Source organism: Amycolatopsis sp. cmx-4-61 (assembly GCF_046548775.1).
GTDB lineage: Bacteria > Actinomycetota > Actinomycetes > Mycobacteriales > Pseudonocardiaceae > Amycolatopsis.
In genome coordinates this window covers 1-15905 of the sequence record NZ_JAEBEI010000013.1, presented here as the reverse complement: position 1 = coordinate 15905, position 15905 = coordinate 1, and the positions used below count along the sequence as shown (strand labels likewise).

General features: G+C 69.7%; 13 protein-coding genes, 1 rRNA gene and 2 pseudogenes. 5 read left to right on the top strand and 11 right to left on the bottom strand.

Annotated features, from left to right (window positions below; translation table 11 throughout):
* Positions 1-160 precede the first annotated feature (160 nt).
* Positions 161-2254: an ATP-dependent DNA helicase UvrD2 gene (locus ACLJOU_RS30335; RefSeq protein WP_410572067.1), complete on the bottom strand. Its 2094-nt coding sequence runs from the start codon at positions 2252-2254 to the stop codon at positions 161-163.
* Between the two features lie 56 nt (positions 2255-2310).
* On the opposite strand from ACLJOU_RS30335, the gene ACLJOU_RS30330 reads away from it, so the two are divergent.
* The gene (locus ACLJOU_RS30330; protein ID WP_410572066.1) at positions 2311-3051 is read left to right on the top strand and encodes a DUF4191 domain-containing protein; all 741 of its coding nucleotides are present in this window, start codon (positions 2311-2313) and stop codon (positions 3049-3051) included.
* Between the two features lie 128 nt (positions 3052-3179).
* Here ACLJOU_RS30330 and ACLJOU_RS30325 read toward each other — a convergent pair whose 3' ends face one another.
* Positions 3180-3569, bottom strand: a complete 390-nt coding sequence (locus ACLJOU_RS30325; RefSeq protein WP_310976043.1) for an RDD family protein — start codon at positions 3567-3569, stop codon at positions 3180-3182.
* Positions 3570-3838: 269 nt separating this feature from the next.
* On the opposite strand from ACLJOU_RS30325, the gene glnA reads away from it, so the two are divergent.
* Positions 3839-5263, top strand: coding sequence for a type I glutamate--ammonia ligase (glnA, locus tag ACLJOU_RS30320; protein WP_410572064.1), 1425 nt, complete (start codon positions 3839-3841; stop codon positions 5261-5263).
* Positions 5264-5418: 155 nt separating this feature from the next.
* On the opposite strand, the gene ACLJOU_RS30315 is transcribed toward glnA, so the two are convergent.
* Positions 5419-6066: a tyrosine-type recombinase/integrase gene (locus ACLJOU_RS30315; RefSeq protein ID WP_410572063.1), complete on the bottom strand. Its 648-nt coding sequence runs from the start codon at positions 6064-6066 to the stop codon at positions 5419-5421.
* A 14-nt stretch (positions 6067-6080) separates the two neighbouring features.
* Between ACLJOU_RS30315 and ACLJOU_RS30310 the strand changes: the two are divergent.
* A pseudogene (locus tag ACLJOU_RS30310) lies at positions 6081-6308 on the top strand (HAD family hydrolase); the annotation flags it as partial.
* On the opposite strand, the gene ACLJOU_RS30305 reads toward ACLJOU_RS30310, so the two are convergent.
* Positions 6292-6669, bottom strand: a complete 378-nt coding sequence (locus ACLJOU_RS30305) for a type II toxin-antitoxin system VapC family toxin (RefSeq protein WP_410572484.1) — start codon at positions 6667-6669, stop codon at positions 6292-6294. The pseudogene ACLJOU_RS30310 and the gene ACLJOU_RS30305 overlap by 17 nt on opposite strands.
* A 344-nt stretch (positions 6670-7013) precedes the next feature.
* Positions 7014-7208, bottom strand: a pseudogene (locus ACLJOU_RS30300) (helix-turn-helix domain-containing protein); the annotation flags it as partial.
* Positions 7209-8591: 1383 nt separating this feature from the next.
* On the opposite strand from ACLJOU_RS30300, the gene ACLJOU_RS30295 reads away from it, so the two are divergent.
* The gene (locus ACLJOU_RS30295; protein WP_410572061.1) at positions 8592-9041 is read left to right on the top strand and encodes a hypothetical protein; all 450 of its coding nucleotides are present in this window, start codon (positions 8592-8594) and stop codon (positions 9039-9041) included.
* Positions 9042-9054: 13 nt separating this feature from the next.
* Here the strand turns inward: ACLJOU_RS30295 and ACLJOU_RS30290 are convergent, their stop codons facing one another.
* The 5 genes from ACLJOU_RS30290 to ACLJOU_RS30270 all read right to left on the bottom strand — a co-directional run bounded on the left by ACLJOU_RS30290 (position 9055) and on the right by ACLJOU_RS30270 (position 14918).
* Entirely contained in the window at positions 9055-9483 is a 429-nt protein-coding gene (locus tag ACLJOU_RS30290; RefSeq protein ID WP_410572059.1) for an acyl-CoA thioesterase, read from the bottom strand.
* 14 nt (positions 9484-9497) lie between these two features.
* Entirely contained in the window at positions 9498-12473 is a 2976-nt protein-coding gene (locus ACLJOU_RS30285) for a bifunctional [glutamine synthetase] adenylyltransferase/[glutamine synthetase]-adenylyl-L-tyrosine phosphorylase (protein WP_410572057.1), read from the bottom strand.
* Between the two features lie 29 nt (positions 12474-12502).
* Positions 12503-13636, bottom strand: a complete 1134-nt coding sequence (locus ACLJOU_RS30280) for an anion permease (protein WP_410572055.1) — start codon at positions 13634-13636, stop codon at positions 12503-12505.
* A 94-nt stretch (positions 13637-13730) separates the two neighbouring features.
* Positions 13731-14480: a type 1 glutamine amidotransferase gene (locus ACLJOU_RS30275; RefSeq protein ID WP_410572053.1), complete on the bottom strand. Its 750-nt coding sequence runs from the start codon at positions 14478-14480 to the stop codon at positions 13731-13733.
* A gap of 15 nt (positions 14481-14495) precedes the next feature.
* Entirely contained in the window at positions 14496-14918 is a 423-nt protein-coding gene (locus tag ACLJOU_RS30270) for a rhodanese-like domain-containing protein (protein ID WP_410572051.1), read from the bottom strand.
* 111 nt (positions 14919-15029) lie between these two features.
* Here ACLJOU_RS30270 and ACLJOU_RS30265 point away from each other — a divergent pair, with 111 nt between their 5' ends.
* Positions 15030-15482, top strand: a complete 453-nt coding sequence (locus tag ACLJOU_RS30265; protein WP_410572049.1) for an Lrp/AsnC family transcriptional regulator — start codon at positions 15030-15032, stop codon at positions 15480-15482.
* A 300-nt stretch (positions 15483-15782) separates the two neighbouring features.
* Here the strand turns inward: ACLJOU_RS30265 and rrf are convergent.
* A 5S ribosomal RNA gene (rrf, locus tag ACLJOU_RS30260) occupies positions 15783-15899 on the bottom strand.
* Positions 15900-15905: the final 6 nt, after the last annotated feature.

Below are 15905 nucleotides of genomic sequence, written 5' to 3'. Positions count from 1 at the left end.
GCGCTTCTCGTAGATCCCCAGTCGAGCCCTTCGGGCTCGGTACTGGCAGGTTATTGCCCCGCACCACACGGGGGCAACTCAATTAACGGGAAAATCCTCGAAGTTACGAAGATCGCCCCTGAGCAGCGGGTTCGCCGCGTCGATCATGGTTCGGACGCGGTCAAGTCTGCGTCGACGCCCGGACGACGCCGAGGATCCCCGAGCCGAAGCGCTCGAGCTTCGTCGCGCCGATGCCGGAGATCGACACCAGTGCCGCCTCGTCGGCCGGCCGCTGCTCGGCGATGGCCATCAGCGTCGCGTCCGTGAACACGACGAAGGCCGGCACCTTGAGCTCGCGCGCCCGGTCGCCGCGCCACGACTTCAGCCGCTCCAGCAGGTCTTCATCCACAGTGGACGGGCAGCGCCCGCAGCGGCCCAGCTTGACGTCGAGGGTCTCCAGCAGCGGCCCGCCGCACACGCGGCAGCGCGTCTTCACCGGCGTCGCCGGCTTCTGCTGGGACCGCGCGACCCTGGCCGCCGGGTGGTCCTCCGGGACCAGGCCGTAGAGGAATCGGCTGCGCCGCCGGTTGCGCCGCGCGCCCGGCGTGCGGGCCAGCGCCCAGGACAGCCACAGGTGCTCGCGGGCCCGGGTGACGCCGACGTAGAACAGCCGCCGTTCCTCCTCGATCGCGGCTTCGTCGTCGCCGGCGTGCAGGATCGGCATCGTGCCCTCGGCGAGGCCGACGAGGAACACCGCGTCCCACTCCAGGCCCTTCGCCGCGTGCAGTGACGCCAGCGTCACGCCCTCGACCGTCGGCGGGTGCTGGGCCGCGGCGCGCTGGTCGAGCTCGGCGCAGAAGCGCGGCAGGTCCGCGTCGGAGACCGTCGAGGCGAGCTCTTCGGCCAGTTCGACGATCGCCAGGAGCGCGTCCCAGCGTTCCTTCGCCGCGCCACCGGCGGGCGGGGACTCGGTGAGGCCGACCCGCGCGAGCACCGAACGCACCGTCGTGACCAGGTCTGAGCTGCCGTCGCCGCTCGCCGCCCGCAGTGCGGACATCGCCTGCCGGACCTCGGTCCGGTTGAAGAACCGCTCGCCGCCGCGGACCAGGTACGGGACGCCGGCGTCGGCCAGCGCCGACTCGTAGGCCTCCGACTGCGCGTTGATCCGGTAGAGGATGGCGATCTCGCTCGCCGAAACGCCGCCGTCGAGCAGCTCGCGCACGCGACGGGCGACGGCGCCGGCCTCGACCGCCTCGTCGTCGAACTCGGCGAACCGCGGCTCCGGCCCCGAGGGCCGCTGGCCGATCAGCTTCAGCCGAGAGCCCGCCGGACGGCCCCGCGCGGCGCCGATCACCCGGTTCGCCAGCGCGACGACCTCGGGCGTCGACCGGTAGTCGCGCTCGAGGCGCACGACCGTGGCGTCCGGGTAGCGCCGGGTGAACTCCAGCAGCGGCCGCGGCGACGCGCCGCCGAAGGAGTAGATGGTCTGGTTCGCGTCACCGACGACGGTCAGGTCGTCGCGGCCGCCGAGCCACGCGTCGAGCAGGCGCTGCTGCAGCGGCGTGACGTCCTGGTACTCGTCGACGACGAAGCAGCGGTAGCGGTCCCGGAACTCCTCGGCGACGACGCCGTGCTCCTCGAGCACCGCCGTCGTGTGCAGCAGCAGGTCGTCGAAGTCGAGCACCTGCGCGGCGTTCTTCAGCTCTTCGTAGTTCCGGTAGACCTCGGCGACCTGCGCCGCCGGGGCGGGGATGTCGCGCTGGGCGCGCGCGGTGACGGCCGGGTAGTCGTCCGGGCTGATCAGCGACGCCTTCGCCCACTCGATCTCGCTCGCCAGGTCACGCAGGACCTCGACCTCGGTGCCGAGCTTGGCCCGGTTCGCGGCCTGGCCGACGTACCGCAGCTTGTTCTCCAGCAGGTCCCACGGCCGGTCGCCGACCACGCGCGGCCAGAAGTAACGCAGCTGGCGGCGGGCGGCGGCGTGGAAGGTCAGCGCCTGCGCCGCTTCGACGCCGAGGCCGCGCAGCCGCGTCCGCATCTCCCCCGCCGCGCGCGTCGTGAACGTGACGGCGAGGACCTGACCGGCGGAAACGTGCCCCGACCGGACGAGGTGGGCGATCCGGTGGGTGATCGTCCGGGTCTTGCCCGTGCCGGCGCCGGCCAGCACGCAGACCGGCCCCCGTGGGGCACTGGCGGCGGCGCGCTGCTCGGGGTCGAGGCCATCGAGCAGACGGTTCAGGCTCCTGGGGGAAAGTACGCCGGTCACGTCCGGCATCCTCGCAGAGGGGGACGGGGAAACGGGGCAGGGGCACGCGGCCGTATCCTGGTCATATGGCGGGACAGCAGGACTCGGGTAAGAACAAGGAAGCGGCCAAGCAGGCCAAGAAGGAGAAGCGCGCGGCGAGCAAGGCCCGCCGCGGCCAGCTCTTCGAGGCCTTCAAGATGCAGCGCAAGGAAGACCCGTGGCTCATCCCCTGGATGGCCGGGGCGATCGTGGTCGTCGCGGGCGTCCTGTTCGGGATCGGCTTCTTCTTCGACGCGCAGTGGGTGCTGCTGCCGCTCGGCCTGATCCTCGGCGCCCTCGTCGCCATGATCATCTTCGGCCGCCGCGTCCAGAAGACGGTCTATTCGAAGGCCGACGGCCAGCCCGGCGCCGCGGCGTGGGCGCTGGAGAACCTGCGCGGCCGCTGGAAGGTGACGCCGACCGTCGCGGCGACCACGCAGCTCGACGCGGTGCACCGGGTCCTCGGCGGCCCCGGCGTCGTGCTGGTCGCCGAAGGCGCGCCGCACCGCGTGAAGAGCCTGCTCGCCCAGGAGAAGAAGCGCGTCTCCCGCCTGATCGGCGACACGCCGATCTACGACGTGACGATCGGCCACGAAGACGGCCAGCTCCCGCTGAAGAAGCTCCAGAGCTACCTGATGAAGCTGCCCCGCAACCTCAAGCCGGCCCAGGTCGACGCCCTCGAGGCGAAGCTGGCCGCCCTCGGCAACCGCGGCGCGGCGCTGCCGAAGGGCCCGATGCCCGCCGGCGCGAAGATGCGCAACGTCCAGCGGACGATCCGCCGCCGCTGACCCTCGCGCAAAGAAAAGGCCCCGTCCGGATCCCGGACGGGGCCTTTCACGTTCGGCAGGGCGCTGGTCGCCGGTTCGGCCACCCCGCCGGGCGACGCCGACCGCAACCGCGGGCGGCCGGGCGCCGGTCAGCGCATCCGGATGACCACCGTGCCGGTCAGCCGATCGAGCCAGCTGCGGCCGTCGGCGTTGCGGACCGCCGCCGGGATGAGCACGAACGTCAGTGCCGCCCGGACCAGCGCGCGCAGCGGGCCGACCAGCGCGGCGCCGTCGAGGCGGGCGACGCGGATGCCGACGGCGGCCATCCCGGGTGTGAAGCCGAAGAAGCCGGCGGAGATGACCGAGATGGCCGCCCACACGCCGCCGGACCAGAGGTTGAACTGCTGCATCGCGGCCGGGTCCTGCAGGCTGGGGTGCAGGAAGATGGCCGTGACCAGGGCCGCGACGACCAGGTCGACGATCAGCCCGAGCAGACGCGCGCCCCCGCTCGCCGCCGAGCCGACGCCCGATTCGGGCAAACCGAACTTCTCGCCCGGCCACCGCGAGCCGTGCTGATCAGTACTCTGACCGCCGTCGCCGGTGCCGGGCAGCCATTCACCCGTCCATCTCGCCACCCGTCCAGGGTATGCCGGTGGCGTGGACCACATCCGACCTGGTCGGATACCCGATATCGACCACCCGTTAACACCGGCGAAACATACGGGTGACGGTCGGGCAACACCGCACTTTTAGCGTGAGCCGAAGAGAGCACTGCCGTACGAGCTCGAACGAGAAGGAGTCACCGAGGGTGCCCACTACTCCAGACGACATCCAGCGCCTCATCGCCGATGAGGACGTCGAGGTCATCGACGTCCAGTTCTGCGACCTGCCCGGCGTGATGCAGCACTTCACGGTTCCCGCGAAGGCTTTCACCGAAGAAGCCTTCGAAGAGGGTCTCGCGTTCGACGGCTCCTCGGTGCGCGGCTTCCAGTCCATCCACGAGTCCGACATGCTGCTGCTGCCGGACGCGGAGACGGCGCGGATCGACCCGTTCCGCAAGGCGAAGACGCTGGCGCTCAACTTCTTCGTGCACGACCCCTTCACGCGTGAGGCGTACAGCCGCGACCCGCGCAACATCGCGCGCAAGGCCGAGCAGTACATCTCCGAGTACGGCGTCGCCGACAACGTCTACTTCGGTCCCGAAGCCGAGTTCTACATCTTCGACTCGATCCGCTTCGACTCCGCCGAGCACGCCTCCTTCCACGAGATCGACTCCGTCGAGGGCTGGTGGAACACCGGCGCCGACGAGGTGGGTGGCAACCTGGGCTACAAGACGAAGTTCAAGGGCGGCTACTTCCCCGTCCCGCCGGTCGACCACTTCGCCGACCTGCGCGACGAGATCGTCCGCAACCTGACGAACATCGGCTTCGAGATCGAGCGCGCGCACCACGAGGTGGGCACCGCCGGCCAGACCGAGATCAACTACAAGTTCAACACGCTGCTCCACGCGGCCGACGACCTGCAGCTGTTCAAGTACATCGTGAAGAACACGGTGTTCGCGGCGGGCAAGACGGCGACGTTCATGCCGAAGCCGCTCGCCGGCGACAACGGCTCGGGCATGCACTGCCACCAGTCGCTGTGGAAGGACGGCCAGCCGCTGTTCCACGACGAGTCGGGCTACGCCGGCCTGTCGGACACCGCGCGCCACTACATCGGCGGCCTGCTCAAGCACGCCCCGAGCCTGCTGGCCTTCACGAACCCGACGGTGAACTCCTACCACCGCCTGGTGCCGGGCTTCGAGGCCCCGGTTTCGCTGGTCTACTCGCAGCGCAACCGTTCGGCGTGCGTCCGCATCCCGATCACGGGCAACAACCCGAAGGCGAAGCGCGCCGAGTTCCGCTGCCCGGACTCCTCGGGCAACCCGTACCTGGCGTTCTCGGCCATGATGATGGCCGGCCTCGACGGCATCCGGAACAAGATCGAGCCGCCGGAGCCGATCGACAAGGACCTCTACGAGCTCCCGCCCGAGGAGGCCAAGGACGTCAAGCTGGTCCCGGGCGACCTCGGCACGGTCCTCGACACGCTGGAAGCCGACCACGAGTACCTGCTCGAGGGCGGCGTGTTCACCCCGGACGTGATCGAGACGTGGATCTCGTACAAGCGCGAGAACGAGATCGACCCGCTGCGCCTGCGCCCGCACCCGTACGAGTTCGCTCTGTACTACGACGTCTGATCGGCGCGGGGCTTTGACCAGGCATTTCACTGGTCCGAGCCCCCACCAGGCCGTCACCAGGCCGTGAAGGTCACCAGGTGACGGCCCACCAGACACGGGACGGCGGTCGAGGGGAACACCCCGACCGCCGTCCCGTTCCTTATATATGTGCCGCCTCACGCGGCGTCCCTTCGGCGAAACACCTCATCGATAGCCCGCCGCGTCCGCTCCGAGCTTGACGGCATCGGGTGCGTGTAGACGCGGAGCGTGAACGCCGGGTCAGCGTGGCCGAGGTACTCGGCGAGTGCCCTGATGCTATTCCCCGCGTCCAGGAGCGCCGAGGCGTAGAAGTGCCGAAGCGCGTGAAAGCCATCCGCCCGGCCTGGCGTCTTCACCCCGGCCTCCCGCAGCGCGGGCTTCCAGGTGTGGTGGTTGAAGGAGTGCCAGTGGAGCTGGTTGCTCTCCCGGGTGTAGATCAGCAGCCGAACCGTCACCGGCTTGCCGTCAGGCACCTCCCACGGCAGCGTCACCGCGAGAGGCGGAAACCGCTCCATGTGTTCCTCGATCGCCGTCCGGACCTCCGTCGACAACGGCACCTCCCGCGTTTTGCGATGCTTGGGCAGCGCGAAGACCATCCGGCCGCGAACGATCTTGAACTGACGCTCCACCCGCAGCATGTCGGAGCCATCGGTGATGTCGTCCGGTGACCAGCCGAACACCTCACCCTGGCGAAGCCCACAGCCAGCGCCGAGCGGGACCATGACGCCGTAGCGATCGCCGAGCGTCCGCCGGACCGCGTGTACCCGCGCCTCCGAACGTCGCACTACTCAAGCCAAGCCCTTACCTCCTGAACCAGGCCGTTGCGGCGCTCGATGTCACTCACCGTGAATCCGTGTTCATCGGCGACTCAACCAGCGACATCGAAGCCGCACAAGCCGCAGGGGTCCGCTTAATCGGATATGCGAACAAGCCCGGTAAGAAGTCCAACCTCAATGCAGCCGGGGCCATCACCGACGCCCTCGCCAGCTTGGCAACCGTACATATGGCCCCTATGGCAAGAGGGTAAGCGACGCCGCATGACGAAGCCGCACTATAGAGAAGTGTCGCCTGTCTAAGGTTGCGATACGAGTAATACCGAGCCGCTCCGCCACCGTTAGGACGCAAGCATCGGCAGTACCAAGGGGTAGATCTGCGTACTGTTCCACTAATTCTGCCGCTCGAACAAAGTCGTCGACATGCATAGACGCCACGATGTACGAACCATCTGCAATATCACAAAGGAAGCTTGCCTCCGCCTTTGGTCCAGCTCTAGTTCCAAGCATATATCCAATCTCTCCAACAATGGCCTCAGGGAGAATTAATTGCTCAGGAGTTTTTGTTAGCAGTTCAGTGCAACGTTCATGATCGTCGTCTCGACGATTGGCCATCGCAACCACCGGGCCAGTGTCGACGATTATCACGCCGTCTTTTCCGAGGTTTTACTGAATTCTTCCCGAGCTATTTCTTTAGCACGCCTACCCAGGTCGGATTCTCCGTCGAAAACGCCGACTGTACGGAATTTCCTGCGCGTTTGGTTGACCTCTTTTGATTCAGTGAGTCCCCGCAGCAAAGCGACAGCGTCAGCTACACGAGAATCCGGGAGAGCGTCCAGCAGACGACGGGCATGCGCACGTTGAGTGTTCCCAGAAGATGGCTTCGATTTCTTATTGCTGCCACGTGCGGTTCCAGATGACTTCGATTCTTTACTGCCGCCACGTGCGTTTACGAATGACTGCGATGCCCCGCCTCTACCACGTATCTGAACGCCGCTCTCACGGAGCACTCGATGCACGAAGCCGTAGGAGCGCCCTGTGGACTCAGCCAATGCCCGGATACTGGCACCCCGCTCGTACTTCTTCTTGAGGTCAGCGACCAGCCGGTCGCGCGGGTCGTGGGTCACACGCGCGCCCCTCTTGAGATCGGCCATACCGCTCTGCCTCCTCGGGTCTGCGTGACTCCAGTCTACGGGGCTTCTCCTCAGCGTCTACCAACGTCGACCACCTCCCACGATGACGCAGCGGCACGGTCATTGCCGAATGTGGCTCTATGGGATCAAGGCACCGCCAGCGGCGGCGCGCTCGTCACCTGCCGTTCGGCGGCCCGCCCGCACGCGTCACGGACGGCCTGCCGCTCCGCTCCGGCCGCCGGCCGCCGGGCAAGCCGCCGGAGCATCCAGTGTGCGGCGCGCCGCCGTGACTACGTTGATGCGAGCGCCACGCGCATACACATTGCCCCGCGTGTCTTCCCGATTGCCGCATCGTCGGGCTTCTACTCTGGCTGCGAAGCCTGCTCCAGTCGCTTCCTCGGACGGCCGTCGAGGAAGCGCCCCTGGCTCTCGACGCTGCCGGGTACATCGCCCGCGCTGTGCCTCAGGGGATGAGGTAGGTGAAGGCCCATGTCACGACGGGGCCGGAAGAACCGGTTCACCGTCAGCATCACCGGCAAGGTGACACTGACGGTGAACCAGGCGGTAACCGTGGTCGTGCTAGTCCTGCTAGGCGTAGGAACCTGGTACCAGCGCTGACCTGCGGCAACTCGTCGTCGGGGCTGTCCTTCAAGACGGCTCCGGCGACGCGTTCCGAATTCCGTATACGGACTCCGGCTGCGTCACTGTAACCCCGGCGGTGTACGTACACCCCACAACTCGCTCGGCATGTTCTGGCCTAACTTGGCTTATTTTGGCTTAACTTGACCTGACTTGTCGTGACTAACGGTCACCGCGTCGGCCGGTCCTCGCTGGCGATCGTTTAACACCAGCCCACCGGCCTCAAGGGCGCCTCCGGCGTCGCTGCGCGATGAGCTGCGCTCCCCCTTGACCCCGGCAGCCGGTGCTAACAGCGGCAGGGGCGAGGAAGACGGGGCGGACTGCCACCTCGGCAGTCCGTCTCCAGGCCGTCAGACGTCCGCCAGGGTTGACCAAGAACGACCAACGACGACCGACAACCAGCAGGTCAGCAGGGGTGTCGACGATCAGCCCGCAAGTAAACGCCTGGTCGTGGCAGACCTACGACGTGTGATCAGGTAGGCCCCCGGACACGCCGGTGGCGAGGAGCGAACAGCCCTCGCCGCCGGCGTTTCTCGTCTTCCGCCTCGCCGCGAAGATCAACCCCGGGTCATCCGCCGCTGTCCGGTTGGTCCAGAATCGCGGTGATCTCCAGCGGAAGGATGCATTGCCATGCGGATCAAGCACGCCCTCGTCGCGGGCGGGACCGCCCTTTGTCTCGTTGCCTGCGGTACGTCGTCGGGGAGCGGTGGCAACGACCGGGCCACTCCGGCTTCGAGCAGCTCTGCCGCGCCCCCCAGTACCGTCGTGCCCAAGGACATCACGGCCGCCGGTGCGGAGCTGAAGCTCGGGCAACGTGCGGTGGTGCCGTGGCAGGACGGCTACCTCGGCGTCACCGTGACCGCCGTCGAAGCGGGGGACGTCGCGAGCTTCCGGCAGAAGTTCGGTTCGAACGCCGACGGGATGGTGCCGTACTACATCCGCCTGACGCTGGAAAACCTGGGCGGCACGAACCTGGCGACCAAGAACCCGCCGCTCGTGCGCGCCGTGCTCGCCGACGGCAGCGGGACCGGCGCCTTCATCACCGGGTCCGTGGACGCCTGCTCGACCAAGCTCACGCCGAAGACCTTCACGACCGTCGGCGCCAAGTTCGACACCTGCCGGCTGGACGCCGCCTCGGCCGGCGAGAAGGTCACGGGGGTCAAGTACGCCGAAGGGCGCGACTACCAGGACAAGCCCGTCCGCTGGACGCGTTGAGCCGAAGGCGCGATCAGTCGTCCGAAGCGGACAGCAGCTTCAGGTCCGCGCCGGCCGCTTCGAACCGGCCGCGCGGGTCCTCCACCAGCTTGCGGCGCTCCAGGTCCATCAGCCCCAGCGTGCAGGTGATCTCCGCCGCCAGCGTCCCGTCGAGCTTGATGATGTCCGAGTTCATCTTGAACGTCTTGCCCGTGCCGAACTTCGCCGCGCACGTCACCTCGACCTCGTCGCCCGCGCGCAGCTCGCGGCGGAACACCACGTGCGTCTCCAGCAGCACCGCGGCAACGCCCTGGAGCCCCTTCAGCGCGCCCGACGCTTCGAGGAGCTCCAGGCGGGAGACCTCTCCGTAGGAGTGGTAGACGGCGTGGTTGAGGTGGCCCAGGGTGTCCAGCTCGTAGTGCCGGACCTTGATCCGGGTCCGGAAGGGCTCGCGATCGGTCACCGGCCCACTGTAGGTCAGGCCTCGTAGAACAGGTGCTCCACCACCGCGTGCGCGCGCCGGGTGATGCGCCGGTACGAGTCGAGGAACTCGCCCGGGTCGTCGCCGGCCGACTGCCCGAGGACCCGGGCCACCGCGGCCAGGTCGCGGCCCGAGCCCGGGACCTGGTCGACCGCCTTGCCCCGCACCAGCATTCCCGCGTTCCGCACCCGGGTGGCCAGCAGCCACGCCTCGGTCAGCGAGTCGGCTTCGGCCTGCTCCGCCAGCCCGGCTTCCGGGAGCACCGCCAGTGCGTCGAGCGTCGACGTCGTCCGCAGGCCTTCGACCTCGTGCGCGTGCTGGAGCTGCAGCAGCTGCACCGTCCACTCGACATCCGCGAGGCCGCCGCGACCCAGTTTCGTGTGCAGCGTCGCGTCGGCGCCTCGCGGCATCCGCTCGGTCTCGACGCGGGCCTTGATGCGGCGGATCTCGCGCGCCTTCGTCGCGTCCAGGCCGCCCTCGGGGTAGCGGATCGGGTCGATCATCGCGATGAAGCGCTCGCCGAGGTCGTCGTCGCCGGCGACGAACCGGGCCCGCAGCAGCGCCTGCGCCTCCCACACCTCGCCCCACCGCGCGTAGTAGGCGCGGTACGACTCCAGCGTCCGGACCAGCGGCCCGCTGCGCCCCTCCGGCCGCAGATCGGCGTCGACCTCCAGCGCCGGGTCCGAACTCGGCGCCCCCAGCATCTTCCGGACGGTCTCCGCGACCGACGAAGCGAACTTCACGGCGTCGGCGTCCGAAACCCCCTCGGCCGGCTCGCACACGAAGAGCACGTCGGCGTCGGAGCCGTAGCCGAGTTCGGCGCCGCCGAGCCGGCCCATCCCGATGACGGCGATGCGCGCCGGCGTCCGGCCGAGCTCGGCCTGCCGCTGGCGGAACGCCGCGGCCAGCGCGCCCTGCAGCACCGCCACCCAGACGCTCGAAAGCGCCTCGCAGATTGCGGGCACGTCGAGCAAGCCGAGCAAATCCGCGCAGGCGACGCGCAGGAGTTCGTGCCGCCGCAGGGAACGCGCGGCGGCGACGGCGGCGTTCAACCCGGGCTGCCGCCGGACGGCGGCGCGCAGCGACGTCGCCACCTCGGCCGGCGTGCGGCCCAGCAGCCGGGCCGGATCGCCGATCAGCTGCAGCACCTCCGGCGCGCGGACCAGCAGGTCGGGCACCAGCCGTGACGTGCCCAGCAGCAACGCCAGGTTCTCCACGACCGTGCCTTCGTCGCGCAGCACCCGCAGGTACCACGGCGTTTCTTCGAGCGCCTCGGACACCTTCCGGTACGACAGCAGGCCACCATCGGGGTCGGGCGTGTCGGCGAAGAGGTCGAGCAGCACCGGCAGCAGCGCCTGCTGGATCGCCGCGCGCCGCGAGACGCCGGCGGTGAGGGCCTTGATGTGCTGCAGCGCGCCGTCGGGGGCGGTGTAGCCGAGCGCGGCCAGGCGGCTGGCGGCCTGCTTGGTCGTCAGGCGCAGCGCCTCGGCCGGCACGTTCGCGACGGACTGCAGCAGCGGCCGGTAGAAGATCTTCTCGTGCAGGCGCCGGATGCCCTGGCCGTGCCGCCGGAACTCCGCGAGCAGGGCCTCGCCCTGTGTCTTGCCGCCGCTGGCCCTGATCCCGCTGGCGCGGGCGAGGATGCGCAGCTCGTCGGTCTCGGCCGGGGCCGGGAACAGGTGGGTCCGGCGCAGCCGCCGCAGCTGCAGCCGGTGCTCGATCATCCGCAGGAATTCGTAGGACGCGCCGAGCTCGGCGGCGTCCTGACGACCGACGTAACCGCCCTCGCCGAGTGCTGCGAGCGCGTCCATCGTGGACGGTGAGCGCAGGTCCGCGTCGACCCGGCCGTGCACGAGCTGCAGCAGCTGCACGGCGAATTCGACGTCGCGCAGGCCGCCGCGGCCCAGCTTCAGCTCGCGGTCGGCGTGCTCGGACGGCACGTGCCCCTCGACCCGGCGGCGCATCTGCTGCACTTCGGCGACGAAGTTCTCGCGGTCGGCCGCCGACCACACCAGCGGCGCCACCATCTCGGCGTACTGGCGGCCGAGCTCGGCGTCGCCCGCCACCGGACGCGCCTTGAGCAGCGCCTGGAACTCCCAGGTCTTGGCCCACTTCTGGTAGTAGCCGTGGTGCCCGTCCAGCGTGCGGACGAGCGCACCGGCCTTGCCCTCGGGCCGCAGTGCCGCGTCGACCTCGAAGCACGCCTTGCCGACGACGCGCATCATCGTGCTCGCCAGCCGCGTCGCGAGACCGAGGTCGCCCTCGCCGACGAAGATGACGTCGACGTCGCTGACGTAGTTGAGCTCCCGGCCCCCGCACTTGCCCATCGCGACGACCGCCAGAGTGCCTTCGGCGGACGCGCCGGCTTCGGCCTCGGCGACGACCAGCCCGGCGGCGAGCGCGGCCTCCGCGAGTTCGGTCAGCTGCGCCGCGACCTCGGCGTAGCTCGGGTGGTCGAGCCCGGCCTCGACGACGTGCCCGAGGTCGGCCGCGGCGATCCCGAGCAGCTGGCCGCGGTAGGCGACCTTGAGCGCCTGCTCGGCTTTGAGCCCGGTGAGCACCGAACCGTCGTCGGCCAGGAGAGCCGTGCGCAGCGCCTCGCGGTAGCAGGCGGAGTCGGTGCACTTGTCCCCGGTGAGCGAGCGCCACTGGTCCGGGTTCGCGGCGAGGAAGTCGCCGAGCGCGCTCGACGTCCCGAGCACGCTGAGGAAGCGGCCGCGGAAGGTCCGGTGGGTGCGCAGCCGCTCTTCGAGGGCGGCCCACCCGGCGGTGTCGGCCTCGCGGATCCGGTCCAGGCCGAGCAGGGCGAGGTCGGGGTCGGCGGTGCGGGACAACGCCGCGAGCACGTCGGCGGCCGTCTCGGCCGGGCCGGCGTCGGTCCACCAGCCGGCCGCGCGCAACTGACCCTCGGCACGGGAATCGGTGAAGCCGTACCTCGCCGCCGAAGCGGTCGTTCGCGCGCGGTCTGCCATCACCGACCACCGTAGCCGGGGAAGGCGGCTCAGGCGGCGAGCCGGCCCGGCTCGGCACCGGCCGGCGTCGGCTCGGGCACGTGGAAGCTGTGCGCGGTGACGGGGTGGCGGCGCGAGAGGAGGTAGATGCCGAGGCCGACCCCGGCGCCGGCGACGCCCACGGCGATCGTGCCGATGGTGCCGAGCGAGGCGATCTTGCCGGAGATCGCGCCGACGACCGCGGCCGCGGGCAGCGTGAACAGCCACGCGACGACCATCCGGCCGGCCATCCGCCAGCGGACCGGCGCGTCCCGGCGGCCGACGCCCGAGCCGACGATCCCACCGGAGCAGACGTGCGTCGTCGAGAGCGGGAAGCCCAGCCGAGAGGAGACGAGGATGACCAGCGCCGAGCTCGTCTGGGCGGCGAAGCCCTGCGGGCCCTCGATGTCGGTCAGGCCCTTGCCGAGGGTGTGGGTGATGCGCCAGCCGCCGAGGTAGGTGCCGAGCGCGAGCGCGCACGCGGCGCTGACGATCACCCAGACCGGCGGCGACGCGCCCGCGGGCAGGCTGCCGGCGGTGACGAGGGTGAGCGTGATGACGCCCATCGTCTTCTGCGCGTCGTTCGTGCCGTGCGCGAGCGAGACCAGCGACGCCGAGACGATCTGCCCGACCTTGAACCCGCGCGTGGCCGGGTGGCCGCGCACCAGGAAGCGGTAGACGCAGTAGGTGGCGGCCATCGCGACGAGCCCGGCGATGACCGGGCTGGCCGCGGCGGGCACCAGGACCTTCTCGACGATCTTTCCGAAGTGGACCGAGTCGGCGCCGGCGGAGATCCAGGTGGCGCCGATCAGGCCGCCGAACAACGCGTGCGAGGAACTCGACGGCAGCCCGACGAACCACGTCACGAGGTTCCAGACGATCGCGCCGATCAGCCCGCCGAAGACGATCGCCGGGCCGATCTTCGTGTCGTCCACCAGGCCGCTGGAGATCGTCTTGGCGACCTCGACCGACAGGAACGCGCCGACCAGGTTCAGCACCGCCGAGATCGCGACGGCGACGCGCGGTTTGAGAGCCCCGGTGGCGATCGACGTGGCCATCGAGTTCGCGGTGTCGTGGAACCCGTTCGTGAAATCGAAAATGAGGGCCGTGACGACGACGACCACGACCAGCAACGAGGGTTGCACCCCGACCTCCGCACCCTTGTGGGGACTCTTTCCGCAAGGTACCTGACGGGTGCGCCCGGCGTTAACACCGTGTTGCTGGTTGTGACTTCCGTCGTTAAGCCAGCGGCAACGTGCGCTGACTCGTGACGGCGGCTTCGAGCTCTCCGGCGGCCAGCTTGACGAACCGGTGCGCGAAGGGCCGCCAGGTCTCCTCGATGTCGGCGTGCACGGTGACCAGGTTGTCGTGCTCGAGGGCACCGGGCCGCGCGAACTCGGCTTCCTCGGGACACTCGGCGGCCCAGCTCTCGACGACCGCGGGCGTCGTCTCGATGTGGAACTGGACACCGTAGGCACACCGCCCGAGCCGGTAGGCCTGGTGGGCGTAGCGCGGCGCGGAGGCGAGGAGTTCGGCGCCGGGCGGGAGCCGGGTGATGGCGTCGGTGTGGAACTGCAGGACGTCCTGCACGAGCGGCAGGTCGGCGAACAGCGGGTCGGTCCAAGCCGCGTCCTTCTTGCTGACGAGGTGCGGACCGACCTCGGGTCCGTCGGGGCCGACCTCGACCCGGCCCCCGGTCGCGACGGCCAGGAGCTGGCCGCCGAGGCAGATCCCCAGCAGCGGCAGGTTCTTCCCGGCCGCCTTGGCCAGCAGCCGCCGGACGTCGGCGAGCCACGGGTGCTCGGCGTCGTCCTCCGCGCCCATGCCGCCGCCGAGGCAGACCACGCCCCGGTAGCCGTCGAGCTCGGCGGGCAGGTCGGCTTCCGGCAGCAGGCGGACGTCGAGTTCCGCGCCGGCCTCGGTCAGCCAGTCACCGAGGGGGCCCACCGGGTCCGACGCGTCCGGCTGGATGATCAGGATTCGGGTCACGTCGTCCAGGGTAGGTCAGCAGGCGCAGCGGATTCCCGGGGCTTTGTCGCCTTCGTACGGGTAGCCGGCGGCGATCCAGCCGGTGATGCCGCCGGAGAGCCGTTTCACCTTGAAGCCGAGCTCGGCGAGCTTGAGCGCGCCCTTGGTGGCAGCGTTGCAGACGGCGCTTTCGCAGTAGCAGACGTAGACGAGGTCCCGGTCGAGGTGTTTCGTGCTGTCCGCCGTCAGGTCCCGGTAGGGCAGGTTGATCGCGCCGGGGATGCGGGAGTGGGCGAAGGCCTCCGGCGCGCGGGTTTCGACGACGACGTAGCCGTCGGTCCGGCCGGCTTCGAGGTCCTGGACGAGGTCGTCGGGATCGACGTCGAAGGCGAGCTCGGCCGCGAAGTACTTCACCGCGGCCTCGGGTGCCGCGGCGGGGAAGGCGAGCGTGCGTGTCATGGGGTAAATCCTGCTGGGGCAGGCGGTTACGGGACAGGGCAGAATCGGCGTGGAAGCCCGGGACGGCCGGGGATTTCCCTGTTGCGGCCCTGCGAACCCGGGAGAGTTGTGGTGGACCACCTCGACGACGTCGACTGGCGCCTGCTGGAGCTCCTGCAGGCCGACGCCCGGCTGAGCTTCACGGAGCTGGGGCGCCGGGTGTCGCTGTCCGGCTCGGCGGTGACGGAGCGCGTCCGCCGTCTCGAGGAGCGCGGCGTGATCACGGGCTACGCGGCGAGGGTGGACACGACGAAGCTGGGGTGGCCGATCGAGGCGTTGGTGCGGGCCCGGGTGCGGAGCCTGGACACGCCCCGGTTCCGCACGACGGTGCTGCCGCTGGCCCAGGTGGTGGCGGCGGACCACGTCACGGGCGAGGAGTGCTGGATCCTGCGGGTGCTGTGCCGGGACACCGCGGAGCTGGAGGAGCTGGTCGAGAAGGTGCAGCGGTACGGGGAGACGACGACGTCGCTGGTGTTGTCGTCCCCGTTGCGGAGCCGCCCGCTGGGCCGGCGGGGGCCGGCTTGAGGCATCACGCGTGACTGCCGGGGCATCACGCGTGACTGCCGGGGCATCACGTGTGACTGGGGAGGCATCACCGCCGCCGAGCGAGTCGTGAATCGCGTGACCCGGGGCGGAACTCGGGTACCGGGCCGGTCGGCGGGCGTGATTGGAGGGTCGGCTCGCGTGTCTGGAGGGTCGACTCGCGTGATTGAAGGGTCGACACGCGTGATTGGGGGGTCGACACGGCTGTGGCCGGAAATGAGGGAAGGGCCTGGGCCGGGAGACTCGTGGTCTCTACCGGGCCCAGGCCCTTCCTCAACGTAAGTTCGGCGGTGTCCTACTCTCCCACAACCCTTCGGTTGCAGTACCATCGGCGCTGTCAGGCTTAGCTTCCGGGTTCGGAATGGGACCGGGCGTTTCCCTGACGCTATAACCACCGAAACACTC

Excerpts from the sequence above, each read along its gene's own strand:
- ACLJOU_RS30335 (WP_410572067.1), bottom strand. The coding sequence starts at position 2,254 with ATGCCGGACGTGACCGGCGTACTTTCCCCCAGGAGCCTGAACCGTCTG.
- ACLJOU_RS30330 (WP_410572066.1), top strand. The coding sequence starts at position 2,311 with ATGGCGGGACAGCAGGACTCGGGTAAGAACAAGGAAGCGGCCAAGCAG.
- ACLJOU_RS30305 (WP_410572484.1), bottom strand. The coding sequence starts at position 6,669 with ATGGCCAATCGTCGAGACGACGATCATGAACGTTGCACTGAACTGCTA.
- ACLJOU_RS30285 (WP_410572057.1), bottom strand. The coding sequence starts at position 12,473 with ATGGCAGACCGCGCGCGAACGACCGCTTCGGCGGCGAGGTACGGCTTC.
- ACLJOU_RS30270 (WP_410572051.1), bottom strand. The coding sequence starts at position 14,918 with ATGACACGCACGCTCGCCTTCCCCGCCGCGGCACCCGAGGCCGCGGTG.